We start from the raw sequence: 19,492 nt of genomic DNA, 5'->3' as shown, positions 1-19,492 counted from the left end.
GCGCAGACCCTGCTTGTTCCGCCAGGCGGAACGGTGTGTTTGATTTTTGGAAACACTGGCCTTAGAAGTCTTCGTCCTCTTCCACCTTGGGCATCAGGTAGGCCGTCAGCGCGCTGGAAAAGCCGGCCATCACCCACAGGACGAAAAACGACACGGTGTAAAAGCCCATGCGGCCCGTGGGAACGTATCCAAAAATGGTCACGTCCAGCGGGTCGATCAGGGCGAAGATCAGCGCGCTTCCCGCTGCGGCGGCCAAAAACGATGGCCACAGGATCCACATCAGCGATCGCAATCCCATGCGTGCACTCCCCCGATCAAGGTTTGGCGGCTGCCGGGCTGGCAGCCGCCGGCGACTGCGTCCCGGCCGCAGCAGGCGCGGTCTGTTCGATGACCAGCCCCCGCTTGACCACGCCCTCCTGGATGGGCTGGCTGGCAAACTGGGTCATCGCAAAGTAGATCGTGATGAAGCAGCCTATCATGGCGGCAAACGGACCCGCCATCAGGATCCACGGCCAGGGCTCGCGGTACCAGGGCTTGACGGGATGCGCCGGGTCGGCGGATTCGAGGGTGATGTGTGCAGCGTTCATGAAATGTCCTTGTAGTGCCCAGGGCGGGTGTCAGCCCTACTCGGGCACGTAGAAACTGGCGGCTTCGTCGGTTTCGACCTGGCGGTTCTCGCCGTCCTGCCCCTTGGCGCGCAGCGTGATGGCATGCGCGCCGGGCGTCGCGCCCGCCGGGGCGCGGATGACCATCGGCACCAGCTTGTTGGCGGCCGGCTCGACCTCGACCACGTCCGATCCCTGCTGGCCGGCCATCACCGCCAGATCGGGCATGCCTTCGGCAGTCAGGCGCAGGCGCATTGGCGCGTCCGAGGTGTTGATGATCTGCAGGCGGTAAACGTTTTCGATCATGCCGCCCGCCACCTCGCGGCCCAGCACGCCGCGGTCTCGGATGACGTCGACGCGTAACGGGTTGCGGACCACCAGCGAGGCCACGAAGGCCACCGCCAGAATCAGGATCAACGTGCCGTAGATCAGCACGCGAGGCCGCAGCAGATGCGACCGCGCGCTCTTGGTGGACAGGCCGTCCAGCATGGCGCGCTCGGACGTGTAGCGGATGAGACCGGGTTCGTACTGCATCTTGTCCATCACCTGCTCACAGGCGTCGATGCACGCGCCGCAGCCGATGCACATGTATTGCAGGCCGTCACGGATGTCGATGCCCGTCGGACAGACCTGCACGCAGAGACTGCAGTCGACACAGTCGCCCAGCCCTTGCGCCTTGTGGTCGACCTTGCGCGAGCGGCCGCCACGCGGGTCGCCCCGGCGCTTGTCGTACGTGACGACGAACGTGTCCGGATCGACCATCACGCTCTGGAAGCGAGCGTACGGGCACATGTACTTGCACACCGATTCGCGCATGAAGCCGGCATTGCCCCAGGTGGCAAAGCCGTAGAACAGCATCCAGAACCATTGCCACGGCCCGAGCTGGAGCGCGAAGAGTTCGTGGCCGAGTTCGCGGATGGGCGCGAAGTAGCCGATGAATGTGGATCCCGTCCACCACGCCAGCGCGATCCACAGGAAGTGCTTGGTGAATTTCAGGCGGAACTTGCGCCAGGACCAGGGCGATTCGTCCAGGCGGATGCGCGCAATGCGGTCGCCTTCGACCTTGCGCTCGATCCACATGAAGATTTCGGTGTAGACGGTTTGCGGACAGGCGTAGCCGCAGAACAGGCGCCCGGCCACCGCCGTGAAAAGAAACAGCGCCAATGCCGAGATGACGAGCAGCACGGCAAGATAGACGACGTCCTGCGGCCAGAGCACCAGTCCGAACAAATAGAACTTGCGCGCGCCCAGGTCGAACAGCACGGCCTGTCGCCCGTTCCATTGCAGCCAGGGCAAACCGTAGAAGATGATCTGCGTGATGAAGACGAACGCGATGCGCCAGCGGGCAAATATGCCGCTGACGGACCGCGGGTAGATCTTGCTTCGCACCCCCGCCAGCGTCTGTTCCAGGGTTTCCTGGCCAGGACGCGGCGGCCGTGTATGCGGCCGCCAAGGCGGCGGGTCACCGCCAGGCGAACTGCTGACGCTTGCGGTTGACCCATCTTCCATTTGCTGCTCCGTGCTGGTTAGTGCTTAGTGATATGGAAGGCCGCTGCGCGGCCTTCCATTTACGTGCTGCCGGTTCACTGCTTGGCCGCGCCGGACTCGGCGGGCGATGCAGCGGCCTGCTTCTGCGCGTCGGGCTTGTTCGACAGACCCCAGACCCAGGCAGTCAGGATCTTGATCTGCTCGGGGCTCAGGATGTGTTCGTGTGCCGGCATGCGGTTGTCGCGGCCTTCAAGAATGGTCTTGACGATGCTGGCTTCCGAGCTGCCGTAGAGCCAGACGTCGTCGGTCAGGTTCGGCGCGCCGACGAGCTGGTTGCCCTTGCCATCGACACCGTGACAGGCGACGCAGAAGTTGGCGAACTCGCGCTTGCCGCGGAACACGCGGACCGGATCGGCGGTCAGGCCCGACAGCGAACGCACGTACTGCGCGATGTCGCCGGCCATCTTGGGATCGATCGAGTCCTTCCAGGGCGGCATGATGCCGTGGCGGCCTTGCTTGATGGTTTGCATGATGGCTTCGGGCGAGCCGCCGTGCAGCCAGTCGCCGTCGGTCAGGTTGGGGAAGCTGGGCGCGCCCTTGGCGTCGGAACCGTGGCACTGCGCGCAGGTGTTCAGGAAAAGGCGCTGGCCGATTTCGCGGGCGCCCGGATCCTGTGCGATCTGCGGCACGGTCATGGTTTCGAAGCGCGCGTAGATGGGACGCACGGCCTCGGCCATCTTGGCCTGCTGCTGCGCCACTTCGTCGGCGCTGCTGTATCCCAGCTTGCCCTTGTACTCGCCCAGCCCCGGCATCAGGAACAGGTAACCCAGCGCAAAGGCGCAGGCCAGCAGATACATCCACGTCCACCAGGTGGGGACCGGGTTGTTGAGCTCGGTCAGATCGCCGTCCCAGACGTGGCCGGTGTCCTCGACCTGGCCACTGGCCGGCTTGGCGCTGAGCCAGCGGCGTTGCGTGTACAGCAGCCACACGCACCACACCACCCCGCCCACGGCGACGATCGAGATGAAATACCCCCAGAAGCCATTGACGAAATCGCTCATGACCGATTCGCTCCATCTTGTTGTGCCTGCCCGAATTCATCGGGCAGTGCGAACGGCAGCATGGCCGATTCGCGGTTGGCGCTCTGGCGGCCGCGCGAGCAGGCCCACCAGACGATGCCGAAAAAGGTCGCCATCGAGATGGCGGTGACGATTGCGCTGATATAGCCGACCATGATCAGCCTCCCGAGGCCGCTTGAGCGGCCGGCTGCGCCGAGGACTGCTGGGACTTCTTGGCTTCTTCGGCCTTCTTGGCCTCTTCAGCCTGCTTGGCCAGCTGCGCCTTGCGCACGCCCACGCCCAGCCCTTGCAGGTAAGCCACGAGCGCGTCTTCTTCGGTCTTGCCTTCGATGGCCTTCGGCGCGGCGGCGATTTCTTCGTCGGTGTAGGGCACGCCCAAAGCGCGCAGGGCACGCATGCGCTGATCGACGTTCTGGCCGGTGATGACCGTCTTTTCAAGCCACGGATAGGCGGGCATGTTGGATTCCGGCACCACCTTGCGCGGATCGCGCAGGTGGATGCGGTGCCAGTCGTCGGAATAACGCTCGCCCACGCGCGCCAGGTCGGGGCCGGTACGCTTGGAGCCCCACAGGAAGGGGTGGTCAAAGACCGATTCAGCCGCCACGGAGTACGACCCGTAGCGCTGGACCTCGGCGGCGAGCACGCGGACCTGCTGCGAGTGGCAGCCGACGCAGCCTTCGCGGATGTAGACGTCGCGGCCCATCAGCCGCAGCGGGCTGTAGGGTTCGACGCCCGCCACGGGCTGGGTGGTGCTGTGCTGGAAGAACAGCGGGATGATCTGGACCAGCCCTGCGAAGGAGACCACCAGGATGCTGGCGATGATCATCCAGCCGATGTTCTTCTCGAGGGTCTGGTGAGAAAAGAAGCCGTGATTCTTGTTGGCCATGATGTCCTCGTCAAACAGTGGCCGGCACGGCGGTCGCGGGGACCGTCGGACGGGCGGCATGGGGATCGTCTTGCGGAATGGCGGGATTGACCGCCGTGGCGCCGCTCACCGTCTTCCATACGTTCCAGGCCATGACGAACACACCGCACAAGAACAGGGTTCCACCCAGCAAACGGATCAGGTAGTACGGAACGCGCGTCTTCAGTTCTTCGACGAAGCTGTAGACCAGGGTGCCGTCCGGCGCCGTGTCGCGCCACATCAGGCCTTGCTGCACGCCAGCGATCCACATGGCGGCGATGTACAGCACCACGCCGATGGTCGCGATCCAGAAGTGCAGTTCGATGGCCTTGACGCTGTACATCTTTTCGCGGCCGTACAGGCGCGGGATCAGGTAGTAAAGCGAGCCGAACGAAATCATGGCGACCCAGCCCAGCGCGCCGGAGTGCACGTGGCCGATGGTCCAGTCCGTGTAGTGCGACAGCGCGTTCACGGTGCGGATCGACATCATCGAGCCTTCGAACGTGGACATGCCGTAGAACGACAGCGCGGTGACCATGAATTTCAGGATCGGATCGGTGCGCAGCTTGTACCAGGCGCCCTGCAGGGTCATGATGCCGTTGATCATGCCGCCCCAGGAAGGCGCCAGCAGGATCAGCGAGAAGGTCATGCCCAGCGACTGGGTCCAGTCGGGCAGCGACGTGTACAGCAGGTGGTGCGGGCCCGCCCACATGTACGTGAAGGCCAGCGCCCAGAAGTGGACGATGGACAGGCGATACGAGTAGATGGGACGGCCGGCCTGCTTGGGCACGAAGTAATACATCATGCCCAGGAAGCTGGTGGTCAGGAAGAAGCCCACCGCGTTATGGCCGTACCACCACTGCACCATGGCGTCCTGCACGCCCGCGTAGGCGGAGTAGGACTTCCACATCGACACCGGCATTTCAATGTTGTTGAAGATGTGCAGGATGGCGATGGTGAGGATGTACGAGCCGAAGAACCAGTTGGCCACGTAGATGTGCTTGGACCGGCGCTTGATGATGGTGCCGAAGAACACGATGGCGTAGGCGACCCAGACCAGCGTGATCAGGATGTCGATGGGCCATTCGAGTTCGGCGTATTCCTTGCTGCTGGTAAAACCCATGGGCAAGGTGATCGCGGCCGCGACGATGACGACCTGCCAGCCCCAGAACGTGAAGGCGGCGAGTTTGTCGCAGAACAGGCGCGCCTGACAGGTGCGCTGCACGACGTAGTAGGACGTCGCGAAAAGAGCGCTGCCGCCGAAGGCGAAGATCACGGCGTTGGTGTGCAGCGGGCGCAGGCGGCCGTAGCTGAGCCATGCGGTGTCGAAATTCAACTGAGGCCAAATTAGCTGCGCGGCAAGAAACACACCGACAGCCATGCCGACAATGCCCCAGACCACGGTCATGATGGCGAACTGCCTCACGACCTTGTAGTTGAAGGTATCGGACTTGCTTGCGATTGCGGGGCAATCGTTCATCACCCATCCCCTAAAGTAACAAGAACTTCCAGGCTTCGATGATGGGACTAGTCACAGGAGTCGGCGTTGATTTGGATCAACCGGGGTGCGACGCCTTGGACATCGCTGCATAACCGCAACGCTCTTAGGGGTATCTGGCCGTGAAAAGACCTGGCCGGCGGCCGCGGCGAGGGGCGCGCGACCGTCAGCGACGGCTGGCGGCGCCGCTGTCGTCGTCGCGCAGGATGGCCGTGCCGGCGTTGTCGGTGTCGTCGTACTGGCCGTTGAAAACGGCCCACCACAGCGATACGCCGATGGCCAGGACAAAGAGCAGCGAGAGCGGCAGCAGAAGGTAGAGGATGGTCATGATGCCGCCCCCAGCGCGCTGCCGGCCGCCGCGGCGCCCGACCAGTCGCGGCGGCACAAGCGCCACGAGTTGTAGGCCACCGCCAGCGACGACAGCAGCATGGTGATGGCAGCCAGCCAGGGCGTGACCCAGCCGACCAGCGCCAGCGGCGTCATCAGGAGGTGCCAGACGAGCGAGCCGTAAAGGTTCTGCCGCGCCTTGCGCCGCGCCTCGGCAAGCAGCGCGTCCAGCGCGGACTCGGGCATGTCGGGGTGCGCCGCCAGCGCGCTGTGCGCGGACGCCATGGCGGTGGGCACGGCCATGGACATGGCGCACGGGCAGCTCATGACCAGCAGCGCCACCATGACGGGAATGCTGTGGGCGGGATCGATGTAGGCCCAGCCGGCGGCGGCGGCCAGCGCCAGCGCCACCTGCGCCAGGACGAACCGGGACGCCACGCGGTCGGCGCGCGCGCCCAATTGCAGACGCTGGTCTTCGACGCGGGCATGGCGGCGGCCGGCGGAACCCGCGCCGCCGAACGATTGGCGGGCGCACAGTTCGAGATAGCGCGCGGTGAGCAGGAACGCCACGAACATCGTGACCGAGTCGAAATAGACTTCGCCGTGGCCGGTGTAGGTGGCGTGCACGCTGGGGATGAAGGCGGCGACGATGCCAAGCGCCACCGGCACGTCCATGCCGGCGCGCCCCTGCCGCAGGTTGGCGCCGGCATGGCGCCAGATGGGCCATGCCGAATACAGGACAACGGGCACGGTCAGCGCGAAGCTGGCCCAGTTCATGAGGACGATGGCCCAATCCAGGGTTTCGAGCGCGTCGGCGGGCATGGATTCGTGGCGCAGGTAGCCGGGCCACGCGAACATCATGACCTGCATCATCGCCAGCCACGCAAGCGACAGCCGCACCAGCGCGTGGCGGCGTTGCTGGCGGTCGGCGTCGGGCAGGCTGGCCGGGACGGCGAAAATGGATTTGGCACGCATGATGGCGATGGTAATCAGGCCCGCCCCTGGCCGCCTTGATCTGAATCAAGGCGGTCGTGGCGATTTGCCGCCGCACCGCCCGCCCCCCTGTCCGTCCCCCCTGTCCTTCTCCCCTGTCCGCCCCCATCCGCCCCGCCCGCGCCATCCGTCCGGCCATGGCCGATATGGCCGGTGGCGTGTGCGGCGAACGCCTGATACAAGATCATCCTGACGGCCTGCATTTCCTGCGCGGCTTGAAGGGCATCGGCGCGCCCCCCCCCCCCCGCGCCTGGCTGCCCGCCGCTGGGCGCGGCGCAACTGTGCCGGGTGCTGGCCGCGTTTGACGAACAAGGCGCCACGGTGACGTATCACCTGGCGTTTAGTACGTGGAGAAAGACCATGCAGCGGCCTAATGGCGTTTTTGTGACGGGCACCGATACCGGCATCGGCAAAACCCTGGTGTCGGCCATCCTGGCCCGTGCCTGGAATGCCGATTACTGGAAGCCGGTGCAGACGGGCGTGGCCGAAGAGCCCGGCGACACCGACACCGTCGCCCACCTGGCGCGGTTGCCGCCCGAGCGCCTGCACCTGCCCGCCTACGTGCTGCAGGCGCCGCTGTCGCCGTGGGCGGCCGCCACGCTGGAGGACACGATTGTCGACGCCACCACCATCGTGCCGCCTGCGACGCGGGCGCCGCTGATTGTGGAAGGCGCGGGCGGCCTGTATGTGCCGATCGACGACACGCACATGATGATCGACCTGATCGCGCGACTGGACATGCCGGTGGTGCTGGCGGCGCGCAGCGGACTGGGCACCATCAACCACACCTTGCTGAGCCTGAAGGCGTTGCAGCGGCGCGGCATCCCGGTGCTGGGCGTGGTCATGAGCGGCCCGCCGTCCGCGGGCAACAGGGAAGCCATCGAGCGTTTTGGCGGCGTGCGCGTGCTGGCGGAGATCCCGCCGCTGCCGCGCGTGGATGCCGCGGCCGTCGATGCATTGGCCCAGGGCATCGCGCCGCTAGCCGAATGCCTGGCAGCGCTGTATGACGCCGAAACCGAAGCGGACTAGGCCGAACGCCAGTCCGCCGCGCCCGGCATCACTGCCGGGCCATGTCGATGAATGCCCGGAGCGCCGATGAGACGCGGCGCTGCCGGGGGTAATACAGCATGAAACCCGGAACCACGGGACACCAATCCTCCAGCAACCGCACCAGCCTGCCCGATGCAAGCAGGTCCGCCACATAGCTTTCGGGAACGTAGCCGATACCGATGCCATCGCAGGCCGCGCGCACTTCGGCATGCACGTCGCTCAGCGCAATGCGGCCCGGCACGTCGATTTCCACCTTTTCGCCGTCCTTCTCGAACTCCCATTTGAAATAGCGGCCGCTGGGAAACCGGTAGCGCACGCAGTCGTGCCGCAGCAGGTCTGCCGGCGTCCGGGGCGCCTCGCGCCCCTGCAGATAGGCGGGCGACGCCACCACCACCGCGCGCAGCGGCGGGCCGATGGGAACCGCGACCATGTCCTCGGGCACGGCTTCAAGCAAACGCACGCCCGCGTCGAAGCCGGATTTCACGATGTCCACAAAACTGTCGTCTTCCCCTATTTCCAGGCGGATGTCCGGATAAGCAGCCAGAAAACGGGCCGCCATGGGCATCAGCAACAGGTACGAGGCCGCGCGCGACGTGTTGATGCGCAGCGTGCCGGCGGCGGATCCGCGGAAGTGGTTCATTTCGTCCAGCGCATCGGCCAGGCCATGCAGCACCGGCTGCAGGCGCTCGGCCAGGCGGTGGCCGGCTTCGGTCAGGGCCACGCTGCGGGTGGTGCGGTTGAACAGGTTCACCCCAAGCCGCTCTTCCAGGTTGCGGATGGCGTAGCTGACCGCCGAGGTGGACAGGCTGAGCTCTTCGCCCGCCTTGCGGAAGCTGCCCAGACGGGCAACCGCCGAGAACGCGGCAAGATGGGATAGGTTGTCGAGCGGCATGATTATGCAAATTTATTCAATAAATCATGCCGAAATTCTAGCTTGAACTGGGTTGTCGGCGAGCTTATTGTGAACGACTGCTCAACAAACATCCCAAGAGGCCGTCATGATCCAAGCCCAAGGCTACGCCGCGCACAGCGCCGACACTCCCCTGGTTCCCTTCAGCTTCACCCGCCGTGAACCGGGCGACGATGACGTGCTGATTGACATCCTGTACAGCGGCATCTGCCACTCCGACCTGCACCAGGCGCGCGGCGACTGGGGCAATTCCATGTACCCGATGGTGCCCGGCCACGAAATCATTGGCCGCGTCGCACAAGTGGGCAAGAACGTGACGCGATTCAAGGTCGGCGACTACGCCGGCGTGGGCTGCATGGTGGACTCGTGCCGCCATTGCAAGGCGTGCCGTCTGAACCTCGAACAGTATTGCGAAGAGAACGCCACGCTCACCTACAACGACAAAGAGCGCGGCAGCGACCAGTTGACGTTCGGGGGCTACTCCGATCGCATCGTGGTGACCGAGCACTTCGTCGTGAAGGTGTCCGACAAGCTCGACCTCAAGGCCGTCGCGCCGCTGCTGTGCGCCGGCATCACCACCTATTCCCCGCTGCGCCACTGGAAGGTGGGGCCGGGCAAGAAGGTCGGCGTCATCGGGCTGGGCGGCCTGGGCCACATGGGCGTGAAGTTTGCGCACGCAATGGGCGCGCATGTGGTGATGATCACGACTTCGGCCGACAAGGCCCGCGATGCCAAGCGCCTGGGCGCGGACGAGGTGCTGGTCTCGCGCGATGCCGACGCCATGGCGGCGCACGCCGGCACGTTCGACTTCCTGCTGAACACGGTTCCCGTCAGCCACGACGTCAATCCCTACATGGCCCTGCTGGCGCTGGACGGCACCATGGCGCTGGTGGGCGCGCTGACGCCGCTGGATCCGATCCCCGGCGCCAACCTCATCATGGGCCGCAAGTCGCTGGCCGGCTCGGCGATCGGCGGCATGCAGGAGACGCAGGAAATGATGGATTTCTGCGCCGAGCACAACATCGTCAGTGACGTGGAAATCGTGCCGATCCAGGCCGTGAACGAGGCCTACGAGCGGCTGGTGAAGAACGATGTGAAGTATCGCTTCGTGATCGACATGGCGTCGCTGAAGGAAACGCGCGCTGCCGCGTAAGTCTGCTTCCCCGAGGGCCGTCTGGGTTCAGTCGGGGAACTTCTCGTCGTGGGCATCACCCAGGCGGCCGAAGTACGTGACGTGCCGGCCCGCGATCCACACCGCGTAGCCCACGCAGCCCGCCGCGCAACTCAGGCGCTTGAATTCCGGGTACATCACCTCGCCCCGCTGCGCGCCGCGAATCGCGGCTTGCAGCGCGGCCCGATCAAAGTCATTGGCAATGGCGACATCCGGCACATCCAGCGGGATGTCCAGCGTCTGGTCATCAGGCAGGTAGTAGGCGGTGCGGCGGGACCGGTAGTCGACCACATAGGATTCGACCCCTGCGCCCGCCAGTTGACGGATGACTTGGCCGAAGTGGATGCGGCCTTGGGCGGATGCCTCCGCGGTTTCACGAATGATGGATTGCGTGGACGCGTTCATGGATGGCTCCTGACGATGAAAAGGAGAAGACCGTTCCGGCGCCTCGGCCTTCGCACCGTCCAGCGTACTGCGGGAATGGCGCCATCGCGAAACAAAAAAAGAGGGTGCCCGCAGGCACCCTTGAATCCACCCTACAACAGCACCTGCGACTACACACCTGCATGCGGCGCCCGGCGTCCCGCGGGACAGGCCGGGCACTGCCGGCTTACGCAGCCTTCTGCGCCTTGCCGTGTTCGAACTGCGCCTCTTCGGTCGAGCCGGTCAGCGCGGTCGTGGACGACTTGCCACCCTCGATCGTCTGGGTCACGGCGTCGAAGTAACCGGTGCCCACTTCGCGCTGGTGCTTCACGGCGGTGAAGCCCATTTCGGCGGCGGCAAATTCCTTCTGCTGCAGTTCCACGAACGCGCTCATCTGGCGGCGGGCGTAGCCGTGGGCCAGCTCGAACATGCCGTAGTTCAGCGCGTGGAAGCCGGCCAGCGTGATGAACTGGAACTTGTAGCCCATGGCGCCCAGCTCGCGCTGGAACTTGGCGATGGTGCCGTCGTCCAGGTTCTTCTTCCAGTTGAACGACGGCGAGCAGTTGTAGGCCAGCAGCTTGCCCGGGAATTGGCGATGGATGGCGTCCGCGAACTTGCGGGCGTATTCCAGGTTGGGCGTGGACGTTTCGCACCAGATCAGGTCGGCGTACGGCGCGTAGGCCAGGCCGCGCGAGATGGCTTGGTCGATGCCGGCGCGGGTGCGGAAGAAGCCTTCCACCGTGCGCTCGCCGGTGATGAACGGACGATCGTTCTCGTCGACGTCGCTGGTCACCAGGTCGGCCGCGTCGGCGTCGGTGCGGGCCAGCAGCAACGTGGGCGTGCCCATCGTGTCGGCGGCCAGGCGGGCGGACACCAGCTTGGACACGGCCTCGCGGGTGGGCACCAGCACCTTGCCGCCCATGTGGCCGCACTTCTTCACGGAAGCGAGCTGGTCTTCGAAGTGGACACCCGACGCGCCCGCCTCGATCATGGCCTTCATCAGTTCATAGGCGTTGAGCACGCCGCCGAAACCGGCTTCGGCGTCCGCCACGATGGGCGCGAAGAAGTCGATGTAGCCTTCATCGCCAGGGTTCTTGCCTTCCATCCACTGGATCTGGTCGCAGCGCGTCAACGAATTGTTGATGCGGCGGACCACCTGCGGCACGGAGTTGGCGGGATAGAGCGACTGGTCGGGATACATTTCGCCGGCCAGGTTGGCGTCGCCGGCGACCTGCCAGCCTGACAGATAGATGGCCTTCAGGCCGGCCTTGACCTGCTGCATGGCCTGGTTGCCGGTCAGGGCGCCCAGCGAATTGACGAACGGCTCGCTGTGCAGGAGTTCCCAGAGGCGCGTGGCGCCGCGGCGGGCAAGCGTGTGTTCGACGCTGATCGAGCCACGCAGGCGGATGACGTCTTCGGCGCTGTAGTCGCGCTTGATGCCCTGCCACCGGCTGTTCTCGGCCCAATCTTTCTGCAGGTTGCGGATTTCGGTTTCGCGATTGCTCATGGTGATGCTCCTGGTCAGTAGTGAGAGAACTTCAAAGGATTCGCGTCGTGCATTGCGTGAATCGTTGGAGAAAGTCTATGCTTGTGCTGCGGAGCAATGTGAAGGCAGGTCTTATACAAGACGAAAAATGTTAGTCATTTAAATCAATGAGTTATGAACTTGATTTTGTATAATGAAATGCGATTGTCGTTTATGAAATGCCGCCCCGCTGCTGCGCAACACCGGCTTTCACATGCCGAGAGTTACATTTCACGTTGTGGAAAATCGGGCCCCTTCCAGCGCCTACAATGCCGTCATCCCGTTTTTGAATTCCTGCTATGACCCTGTCTCACGGCCCTCTCGGGCAGAGCGTGGCCTACGCCTCGCAATACGATCCCTCGCTGCTGTTCCCCATTGCGCGCTCGCACAACCGCGCGGCGCTCAATCTGAATGACGGCAACCTGCCCTTTAGCGGGGTGGACCTGTGGAACGCCTACGAGCTGTCGTGGCTGGACGCCAAGGGCAAGCCGCGGGTGGCGATGGCGACGTTCTCGGTGCCGGCCGACAGCCCCAACATCATCGAATCCAAGTCGTTCAAGCTGTACCTGAACTCGTTCAACCAGACCCGCCTGGTCAATTCGGCGGCCCTGCGCGGCCGGCTGGAACGCGACCTGAGCGCCGCCGCGGGCGCGCCGGTGGGCCTGGACTTCTTCTTGCCGCAGCGCTTTTCCGAGCTGCAGATGGGCGAGCTGGACGGCATCTACATCGACAAGCTGGATATCGAGATCGACACCTATGAGCCCGCCCCCGAGCTGCTGCGCACCCGGCCGGGCGACGTGGTCGAGGAAACGCTGGCGTCGCGCCTCTTGAAGTCGAACTGCCCCGTGACCGGCCAACCCGATTGGGCCACCGTGCAGATCCGCTACCGCGGCAAGCCGATCGATCGCGAATCGCTGCTGCGGTATGTGGTGTCGTTCCGCCAGCACGCCGAATTCCACGAGCACTGCGTCGAGCGCATCTTCAGCGACATCATGCAGGCGTGCGGCCCGGAGCATTTGACGGTGTATGCGCGCTATACACGCCGCGGCGGATTGGACATCAATCCCTGGCGCAGCAACTTCGAGGCGGCGCCGCCCGCCGATAGGCGAACCGTCCGCCAGTAACGCGCCTGCCACGAAAAGCGGCCGCCCCAGGGCGGCCGTTTTGCTTTTGCTGTTCAGCAATTACCGATCTGCGTTCACTTCACGAACGGCTCAGGCCGCGGCGTGTCGTCTTCGGACGGCGGCAGCACCGGGTACTGGATGACTGGCTGGTCGCCCGTCAGCGTCTTCAGGAACGCCACGATCTGGCCGTTTTCATCGGGCGTGAACGTGCGGCCCAGTTGCAGGCGGCCCATCACGTCGACGGCCTGCGTCAGCGTGGCCGCTTCGCCGTCATGGAAGTACGGGTAGGTCAGCGCGACGTTGCGCAGCGTCGGCACCTTGAAGTTGAAGCGGTCCGCGTCCTTGCCCGTGACCGCGGCCCGGCCTTCGGCCTTGTTCTCGGTGATGTAGGGGGTGACCAGCCCCATCTTCTGGAACGAGTTGCCGCCCACCGCCACGCCGTTGTGGCAAGCGACGCAGCCGCTGTTCTTGAAGAGGTCGTATCCGGCCAGTTCCCGGACGGTCAACGCTTTCTTGTCGCCCTTGAGCCACTGGTCGAAACGCGAATTCGGCGTGACCAGGGTTTCTTCAAACGCGGCCAGCGCGCTGGTCACCTCGCCGATGGTGATCGTGTCCTTGCCGAAGACCTGCTTGAATTCGGCGCGGTAGCCCGGAATGGAATTGAGCACCTGCACCGCAAGCTCGTGGGTCGACGCCATTTCCATGGGGTTCTCGATCGGGCCGCCCGCCTGCTCGCGCAGGTCCTTGGCGCGGCCATCCCAGAACTGGGCGATGTTCAGGCTGGAATTGAGCACGGTCGGTGAATTGATGCCGCCCTGCTGCCATTTGTGGCCGATGGAGGCCTTCAGGTTGTCGGACCCGCCCATGGCGAGGTTGTGGCAGGAATTACAGGAGATCGCGCCGGAGCGGGACAGACGCGGATCGAAGAAGAGTTTCTTGCCCAGTTCGACCTTGGCGGGTTCCTTGATGACGGCGGGCTCGATCGGCTGGATGGGTTCCTGCGACGCGCTCCACGCCTGATTTGCCCACAGTCCCAGTACGAGTCCCACGGCCAGCAGCGTACTTGTCTTTCTCATTTGCTTCTCCTGTGAATAACCAGTTCAACCACATGGTTATTACATCGGGGAAGCCATGCCCTGGCCTTGCGAGGCATCAAGCGGCGCCGGCCGGGGCGCACGCGGCAATGTCGTGCTTGATGGCGCGCAAGGCAGCTCTGGCGCCGTGCGGGGCGATCAAAGGGGTTGGGGCGCCCTGCGGTAACGGCGCCCGCGGTCTCACCGCATTACGGCCGCGCTGCTGCCGCCGCCGCAGGCGGTTCGGCGCGGCGCGCCTGCACCGCGATCCACTGCGCCAGGAAAGCGGCCACGGCGAACGCCACGCCCGCGCCCACCCACGGACCTTGCCGCAGGCCGGCATCCAGGAGCAGGCCGAAAGCGAGCGGCCCCAGCGCCGAGCCCACGTCCATGCCCGAATACACCAGGCCGTAGACCGAGCCGGTCGAGCCCTTGGGCGTCACGCGGCGGATCAGCATGTCGCGCGACGGTGCGGCCACGCCCGAGCAGAAGCCGGCCAGGCCCACGACGGGCGCGGCCAGCACGGCGGGCACAAGCCCCAGCGCCAGCACGACCAGCGTCAGGCCAGCCAGGATCAGCGCCACCATGACGGTGCGCTCGGTGCGCGGGTTGGCCGACACCAGGAAGCCGCCGGCCGCCATGCCCACCGCCGAGGCGACCATGTACCCGGACAGCGCGGAACTGGCCGTGACCTTGGACAGGTCGTAAAGCTGGCCCAGCAAGGGAATCGTGTAGTTCTGCACCGACGAAAGCGCGATGGAAGTGCAGGCAAAGAAGAGGAAAGCGCCCCACAGCGCGGGCTTGGACAAGAGCGCGGACAGCGTGGCCAGAACGCCCTCTTGCGGTTTGGCGGCGGGCTTGGGCGCGTTGGCGGCATCCTTGGCGTCGCCGCCGGCCTCGATGGGCGACGGGCCACCCAGCAGGTCGCGTCCCAGCACCGTCAGCAGCAGCACCAGCGCCACGAGGCCGGCGGCGCTATAGGCTGCCACGCGCCAGTTGGCCAGCAGCGTGATGGTGGTGATGAACACGGGCGTGAGCGCCCACCCCAGGTTGCCGGTCAGGCCGTGCGTGGAGAACGCATGGCCGAGCCGCGGGGCGGTGACGCGGTGATTGATGAGGGAGTAATCGGCCGGATGAAACACTGAATTGCCGATGCCGCCAATGACGGCGGCGGCCATCAGCATGACGTAGCCGGTGGCCGATCCGATCAGCACGCCCGACAGCACGAAGCAGCCGAGCCCGAACCAGAGCACGGGGCGCGCGCCGATGCGGTCCACCACGAAACCCGAGGACGCCTGGCCGATGCCGGAAACCACGTAGAACGTCGATACCAGCAGGCCCAGCCGCGCGAAGTCCAGCCCGAACTGAAGGCCCAGCGCGCCGTACAGCGACGGCAGCACAAGCTGGAAGAAGTGGGACGACGCGTGCGCCACGCCGATGAGCAGGATGATTTTCCAGTCGCGCCGGCGTACGTCGGCGTCCGAGAGCAAGGGGGTGGCGGCGGTAGCGGTGTTCATTGCACAAGGCCGCGAAGGCGGCAGGATGCGTTCCGCTCGAGGCGGTTCGCGGGTTGTCTCCGGCGGCGCGCGGGTACTTGCCCGGGCGTGATTTTTTTTGCGACTGCAGGGTCTGCAACTGCGCCGGGCCGGCTTATTCAGCCGGCCCGGAAAATCGATACTACATGGCTTTTTCGCGGATCGCGGGCCAGGCGCGCTGCAGGTAGTACAGCATCGACCACACTGTCAGCACCGCGGCCACGATGATCAGCACGTCGCCCAGCAGTTTGGTGCTGACGCCGTAGATTGTCTGGTTATACAGCAGGCACGGAATGGCGATCATCTGCGCCGCCGTCTTGAACTTGCCCAGCCGGTGCACGGCCACGCTGGCGCTGGCGCCGATCTTGGCCATCCATTCGCGCAGCGCGGAAATCGTGATTTCACGACCGATGATGATGAGCGAGATGAAGGCGTCGACCCGGCTCAGGTCAAGCAGCACGATGAGGGCGGCGCAGACCATGAGTTTGTCGGCCACCGGATCCAGAAATGCGCCAAATGCCGATGTCTGGTTCCAGCGCCGGGCGAGCCAGCCGTCGAACCAGTCGGTCAGCGCGGCGATGATGAAGGCCCATGCCGCCAGCGTATCGCGCGTGGGAACAGACATCCAGCTTTCGGGCAGATAGAACAGCCCGACCACCAGCGGAATCATGGCGATACGCAGCCACGTCAGAATAATGGGAACGTTAATTGGCATAGTGTCCGTATCCTAACAGCTAGAGCCCACCCCCGAAGCGCCTTTGGCGCTTCCCCCTCAAGGGGGCGCCTCTGCGGACCGGCGGAGCCGGATCCGCGCGGCCCGGATTGCTCGTCGGGTGGAGTGGTTGAAATTTGGGGTTTGGCATGTTGGGTCGGCGGCGAGGGTGACACGAATTCGTGACATTTGGGCAAGTCCGGGGCGTCAGCGCAGCGCCTCGTAGATGCGGATTGCCAAGTCTTGCGAGATGCCGTCTACCGAGGCCAGGTCCTCGATGCTGGCGCGGGCAACGCCGGAAAAGCCGCCGAAGCGGGCCAGGAGGCGTTGGCGGCGGCGGGCGCCCACGCCTTCGATTTCTTCCAGGCGCGAGACGTTGCGTGTCTTGGCGCGGCGGGCGCGCATGCCGGTGATGGCGAAGCGGTGGGCCTCGTCGCGCACCTGGGCGATCAGCATCAGCGCGGCGGATTCGCCGCCCAGGGCGACCGGCGGGCGGCCGTCGGCGAACACCAGGGTTTCCAGGCCGACCTTGCGCCCTTCCCCCTTGGCCACGCCCACCAGCGTCTGGATGTCCAGCCCCAGTTCCGCGAAGACCTTGCGCGCGACCTCGACCTGGCCCTTGCCGCCGTCGATGAGGACAAGGCCGGGCATCTGCGCGTCGCCATCGGCCACCTTCGCAAAACGCCGGGTCAGCACCTGGCGCATGGCCGCGTAGTCGTCGCCGGGCGTGATGCCGGCGATGTTGTAACGGCGGTACAGCGAAGGCTGCATGTCGTGGTGCTCGAACACCACACAGGAAGCCTGGGTGGCTTCGCCGGCGGTGTGGCTGATGTCGAAACACTCGATGCGCAGTGCGTCGAGCGCGGCTTCGTCGGTGTCCAGGTCCAGCGCTTCGGCCAGCGCCAGCGTGCGGGCCGCCCGGGCGCCGGATTCGGTCAGCGCGCGGGCGAGCGCCATTTCGGCGTTCTTTGCCGCTTGCTCCAGCCACGACCGGCGCGTGCCCTGCGGCCGCGTCAGCACCCGCGTCGGCCGGCCGCCCGACTGTTCGACCAGCAGCGCGATCAGTTCGGGATCGGGCAAGGTGTGCGAACACACCAGGATGGGCGGCATCGCGTTCTCGGTGTAATGCTGGGCCACGAAGGCTTCCAGCACCTGCGGCGCGGCCTCGCCTTCGGCGTGCGAGGGAAAGAACGGCTTGTCGCCCAGATGGCGGCCGCCGCGCACCATCGCCAGGTTCACGCAGACCTTGCCGCCGGCAATGGCCACCGCAATGATGTCGGTGTCTTCGCCGCTGACGTTTTCCATGGTCTGCTGGTGCAGCACGCGCGCCAGCGATCCCATCTGGTCGCGCAGCGCCGCGGCTTCTTCGAAGCGCAACTCCATGGAGGCCTGCTGCATGCGGGCCTCGATTTCGCCCATGACGTCCTTGGCCTCGCCGTTCAGAAAGCGGACGGCGCGATGCACGTCGCGGTCGTATTCGGCCGCTTCGATGGCGCCCACGCAAGGCGCCGAGCAGCGCCCGATCTGATGCAGCAGACAGGGGCGCGAGCGGTTGGCGAACACGCTGTCTTCGCACGTGCGCAGGCGAAAGACCTTCTGCAGGATCTGGATGGTTTCGCGCACGGCCCAGGCATTGGGAAACGGGCCGAAGAACTGGCCGCGCTTGTTGGTGGCGCCGCGGTAGTACGCGATGCGGGGCCAGTCATGCCCCGTGATGTGCAGGTACGGATAGGACTTGTCGTCGCGGAACAGGATGTTGTAGCGCGGCTTCAGGCTCTTGATGAGGTTGTTTTCCAGGATCAGCGCTTCGGCCTCGGAGCGCGTCACCGTGACCTCCAGCCGCGCCACCTTGGCCACCATCTGCGCGATGCGCGGGCTGGAGAGCGTCTTCTGGAAATACGACGAGACGCGCTTCTTCAGGTCGCGCGCCTTGCCGACATACATGACCTCGCCGGCCGCATCCAGGTGCCGGTAGACACCCGGCAGATGCGGCAGGTCAGACAGGAACGATTTGAGATTGAAGTCGTCGGGCATTCTGGTAACGGCTTTCGGCCTGCAAGGTATCCCAATCGGGCGCATCGAAACGCGGCATCAGGCGCCGGATGCGCGCAACGGACTCGGGCGCATGGTCGAACTCAAGGCGCGACAGCAGGTCGTCGGCCAGGTCCGGGCGGTTGCACACCAGCACCATGTCGCAACCGGCGCGCAGCGCGGCGTTGGCCCGGTCCAGGATGTCGCCCGCGACCGCGGCGCCTTCCATGGTCAGGTCGTCCGAGAACACCACGCCATCGTAGCCCAGGCGCTTGCGCAGGATGTCCTGCACCCAGCGCTTGGAAAATCCCGCCGGGTGCTTGTCCACCTTGGGATAGATCACGTGCGCGGGCATGACGGACGGCAGGACCGCATCGCCCAGCCACGCGTAGGGCGCGGCATCGTCCTTCATGATCTGGTCCAGCGTGCGCGGATCGACGGGGATCTCGTGGTGCGAGTCGGCCTCGACGTAACCGTGGCCGGGGAAATGCTTGCCGCAGGCCGACATGCCGGCCAGCGCCAGCCCCTGCACCAGCGCGCGCGACAACATGGTCACGACGCGGGGATCGGCGTGGAAGGCGCGGTTGCCGATGACCTTGCTGACGCCGTAATCCAGGTCCAGCACCGGCGTGAAGCTCATGTCCACGCCGCAGGCGCGCAGTTCGGCCGCCAGGACATACCCGGCCTCGGTGGCCAGGCGCATCGCCTGCAGCGGATCCTGGTCCCACAACTGGCCCAGCGCGCGCATCGGCGGCAACGGCGTGAAGCCGTCGTCGCGGAACCGCTGCACGCGGCCGCCTTCGTGATCCACCAGGATCAGCAGCGGCTCCTTGCGCGCCTTGTGGATCTGGCGCGTCAGCGCGGTGAGCTGGGCGCGGTTCTCGAAGTTGCGGGCAAAGAGGATGACGCCGCCCACCAGCGGGTGGCGCAGGCGCTTCTTTTCCGCCTTCGTAAGCGTGTATCCCGCCACATCGACCATCACGGGGCCGGGGGGCAGGACCGCCTTGGATTTCTTTTTGGCCATGGAGGTGTCCTTGTAGATGT

Annotated in this window: 19 protein-coding genes and 1 pseudogene; 3 read left to right on the top strand and 17 right to left on the bottom strand. The window is 65.4% G+C overall.

The genetic code is table 11. The features are described from left to right. Positions 1-61 precede the first annotated feature (61 nt). The 9 genes from FBY20_RS21605 to FBY20_RS21565 form a co-directional block, all read right to left on the bottom strand. Entirely contained in the window at positions 62-298 is a 237-nt protein-coding gene (locus FBY20_RS21605; protein ID WP_056323947.1) for a hypothetical protein, read from the bottom strand. A 16-nt stretch (positions 299-314) separates the two neighbouring features. Next, positions 315-587, bottom strand: a complete 273-nt coding sequence (locus FBY20_RS21600; protein ID WP_062839085.1) for a FixH family protein — start codon at positions 585-587, stop codon at positions 315-317. 36 nt (positions 588-623) lie between these two features. Continuing rightward, entirely contained in the window at positions 624-2,114 is a 1,491-nt protein-coding gene (gene ccoG, locus FBY20_RS21595; protein ID WP_056323943.1) for a cytochrome c oxidase accessory protein CcoG, read from the bottom strand. Between the two features lie 74 nt (positions 2,115-2,188). Continuing rightward, a complete protein-coding gene (ccoP, locus tag FBY20_RS21590) occupies positions 2,189-3,154 on the bottom strand; it encodes a cytochrome-c oxidase, cbb3-type subunit III (RefSeq protein WP_056323940.1) in 966 nt (321 codons plus the stop codon). Continuing rightward, positions 3,151-3,327, bottom strand: a complete 177-nt coding sequence (locus FBY20_RS21585) for a cytochrome oxidase (RefSeq protein ID WP_056323938.1) — start codon at positions 3,325-3,327, stop codon at positions 3,151-3,153. The genes ccoP and FBY20_RS21585 overlap by 4 nt, the downstream gene beginning before the upstream one ends. 2 nt (positions 3,328-3,329) lie before the next feature. Beyond that, complete coding sequence (gene ccoO / locus FBY20_RS21580) at positions 3,330-4,058, bottom strand: cytochrome-c oxidase, cbb3-type subunit II (protein ID WP_056323935.1); 729 nt, start codon at positions 4,056-4,058, stop codon at positions 3,330-3,332. A gap of 10 nt (positions 4,059-4,068) precedes the next feature. Beyond that, complete coding sequence (gene ccoN / locus FBY20_RS21575) at positions 4,069-5,556, bottom strand: cytochrome-c oxidase, cbb3-type subunit I (protein WP_056323933.1); 1,488 nt, start codon at positions 5,554-5,556, stop codon at positions 4,069-4,071. Positions 5,557-5,740: 184 nt separating this feature from the next. Next, complete coding sequence (gene ccoS / locus FBY20_RS21570) at positions 5,741-5,902, bottom strand: cbb3-type cytochrome oxidase assembly protein CcoS (RefSeq protein ID WP_056323930.1); 162 nt, start codon at positions 5,900-5,902, stop codon at positions 5,741-5,743. Beyond that, on the bottom strand, positions 5,899-6,876 hold the full coding sequence (locus tag FBY20_RS21565) for a hypothetical protein (protein ID WP_056323928.1): 978 nt from the start codon (positions 6,874-6,876) through the stop codon (positions 5,899-5,901). The genes ccoS and FBY20_RS21565 overlap by 4 nt, the downstream gene beginning before the upstream one ends. 131 nt (positions 6,877-7,007) lie before the next feature. Between FBY20_RS21565 and bioD the strand changes: the two are divergent. Beyond that, positions 7,008-7,923, top strand: a pseudogene (gene bioD / locus FBY20_RS21560) (dethiobiotin synthase); the annotation flags it as partial. A gap of 28 nt (positions 7,924-7,951) precedes the next feature. Here bioD and FBY20_RS21555 read toward each other — a convergent pair. After that, positions 7,952-8,836: a LysR family transcriptional regulator gene (locus FBY20_RS21555; RefSeq protein WP_142054487.1), complete on the bottom strand. Its 885-nt coding sequence runs from the start codon at positions 8,834-8,836 to the stop codon at positions 7,952-7,954. Between the two features lie 106 nt (positions 8,837-8,942). On the opposite strand from FBY20_RS21555, the gene FBY20_RS21550 reads away from it, so the two are divergent. Continuing rightward, positions 8,943-10,007, top strand: coding sequence for an NAD(P)-dependent alcohol dehydrogenase (locus FBY20_RS21550; protein WP_142054485.1), 1,065 nt, complete (start codon positions 8,943-8,945; stop codon positions 10,005-10,007). 27 nt (positions 10,008-10,034) lie between these two features. Here FBY20_RS21550 and FBY20_RS21545 read toward each other — a convergent pair whose 3' ends face one another. Together FBY20_RS21545 and aceA are read right to left on the bottom strand one after the other, a co-directional pair. Next, entirely contained in the window at positions 10,035-10,430 is a 396-nt protein-coding gene (locus FBY20_RS21545) for a DUF1398 domain-containing protein (protein ID WP_142054483.1), read from the bottom strand. Between the two features lie 205 nt (positions 10,431-10,635). Beyond that, positions 10,636-11,955, bottom strand: a complete 1,320-nt coding sequence (gene aceA, locus FBY20_RS21540; protein ID WP_056323915.1) for an isocitrate lyase — start codon at positions 11,953-11,955, stop codon at positions 10,636-10,638. Positions 11,956-12,272: 317 nt separating this feature from the next. On the opposite strand from aceA, the gene queF reads away from it, so the two are divergent. Further along, on the top strand, positions 12,273-13,097 hold the full coding sequence (queF, locus tag FBY20_RS21535; protein WP_056323912.1) for an NADPH-dependent 7-cyano-7-deazaguanine reductase QueF: 825 nt from the start codon (positions 12,273-12,275) through the stop codon (positions 13,095-13,097). 74 nt (positions 13,098-13,171) lie between these two features. Here queF and FBY20_RS21530 read toward each other — a convergent pair whose 3' ends face one another. The 5 genes from FBY20_RS21530 to nagZ form a co-directional block, all read right to left on the bottom strand. After that, positions 13,172-14,173: a cytochrome-c peroxidase gene (locus FBY20_RS21530; RefSeq protein WP_056323909.1), complete on the bottom strand. Its 1,002-nt coding sequence runs from the start codon at positions 14,171-14,173 to the stop codon at positions 13,172-13,174. 206 nt (positions 14,174-14,379) lie between these two features. Further along, complete coding sequence (locus FBY20_RS21525) at positions 14,380-15,687, bottom strand: MFS transporter (RefSeq protein WP_056323906.1); 1,308 nt, start codon at positions 15,685-15,687, stop codon at positions 14,380-14,382. A 160-nt stretch (positions 15,688-15,847) separates the two neighbouring features. Next, positions 15,848-16,420 (bottom strand): CDP-diacylglycerol--glycerol-3-phosphate 3-phosphatidyltransferase, encoded by a 573-nt coding sequence (gene pgsA, locus FBY20_RS21520; protein ID WP_056323904.1) that lies wholly within the window; start codon positions 16,418-16,420, stop codon positions 15,848-15,850. A gap of 204 nt (positions 16,421-16,624) precedes the next feature. Continuing rightward, positions 16,625-18,451 carry an excinuclease ABC subunit UvrC gene (gene uvrC, locus FBY20_RS21515; RefSeq protein ID WP_056323901.1) on the bottom strand — a complete coding sequence of 609 codons (1,827 nt, stop codon included), beginning with the start codon at positions 18,449-18,451 and terminating at the stop codon, positions 16,625-16,627. Continuing rightward, positions 18,414-19,472, bottom strand: a complete 1,059-nt coding sequence (nagZ, locus tag FBY20_RS21510; RefSeq protein ID WP_142054481.1) for a beta-N-acetylhexosaminidase — start codon at positions 19,470-19,472, stop codon at positions 18,414-18,416. The genes uvrC and nagZ overlap by 38 nt, the downstream gene beginning before the upstream one ends. Positions 19,473-19,492 lie beyond the last annotated feature (20 nt).

Source organism: Achromobacter sp. SLBN-14, assembly GCF_006715415.1.
Classification (GTDB): Bacteria; Pseudomonadota; Gammaproteobacteria; order Burkholderiales; family Burkholderiaceae_B; genus Achromobacter; species Achromobacter mucicolens.
This window is presented reverse-complemented; position numbering and strand designations above follow the sequence as displayed.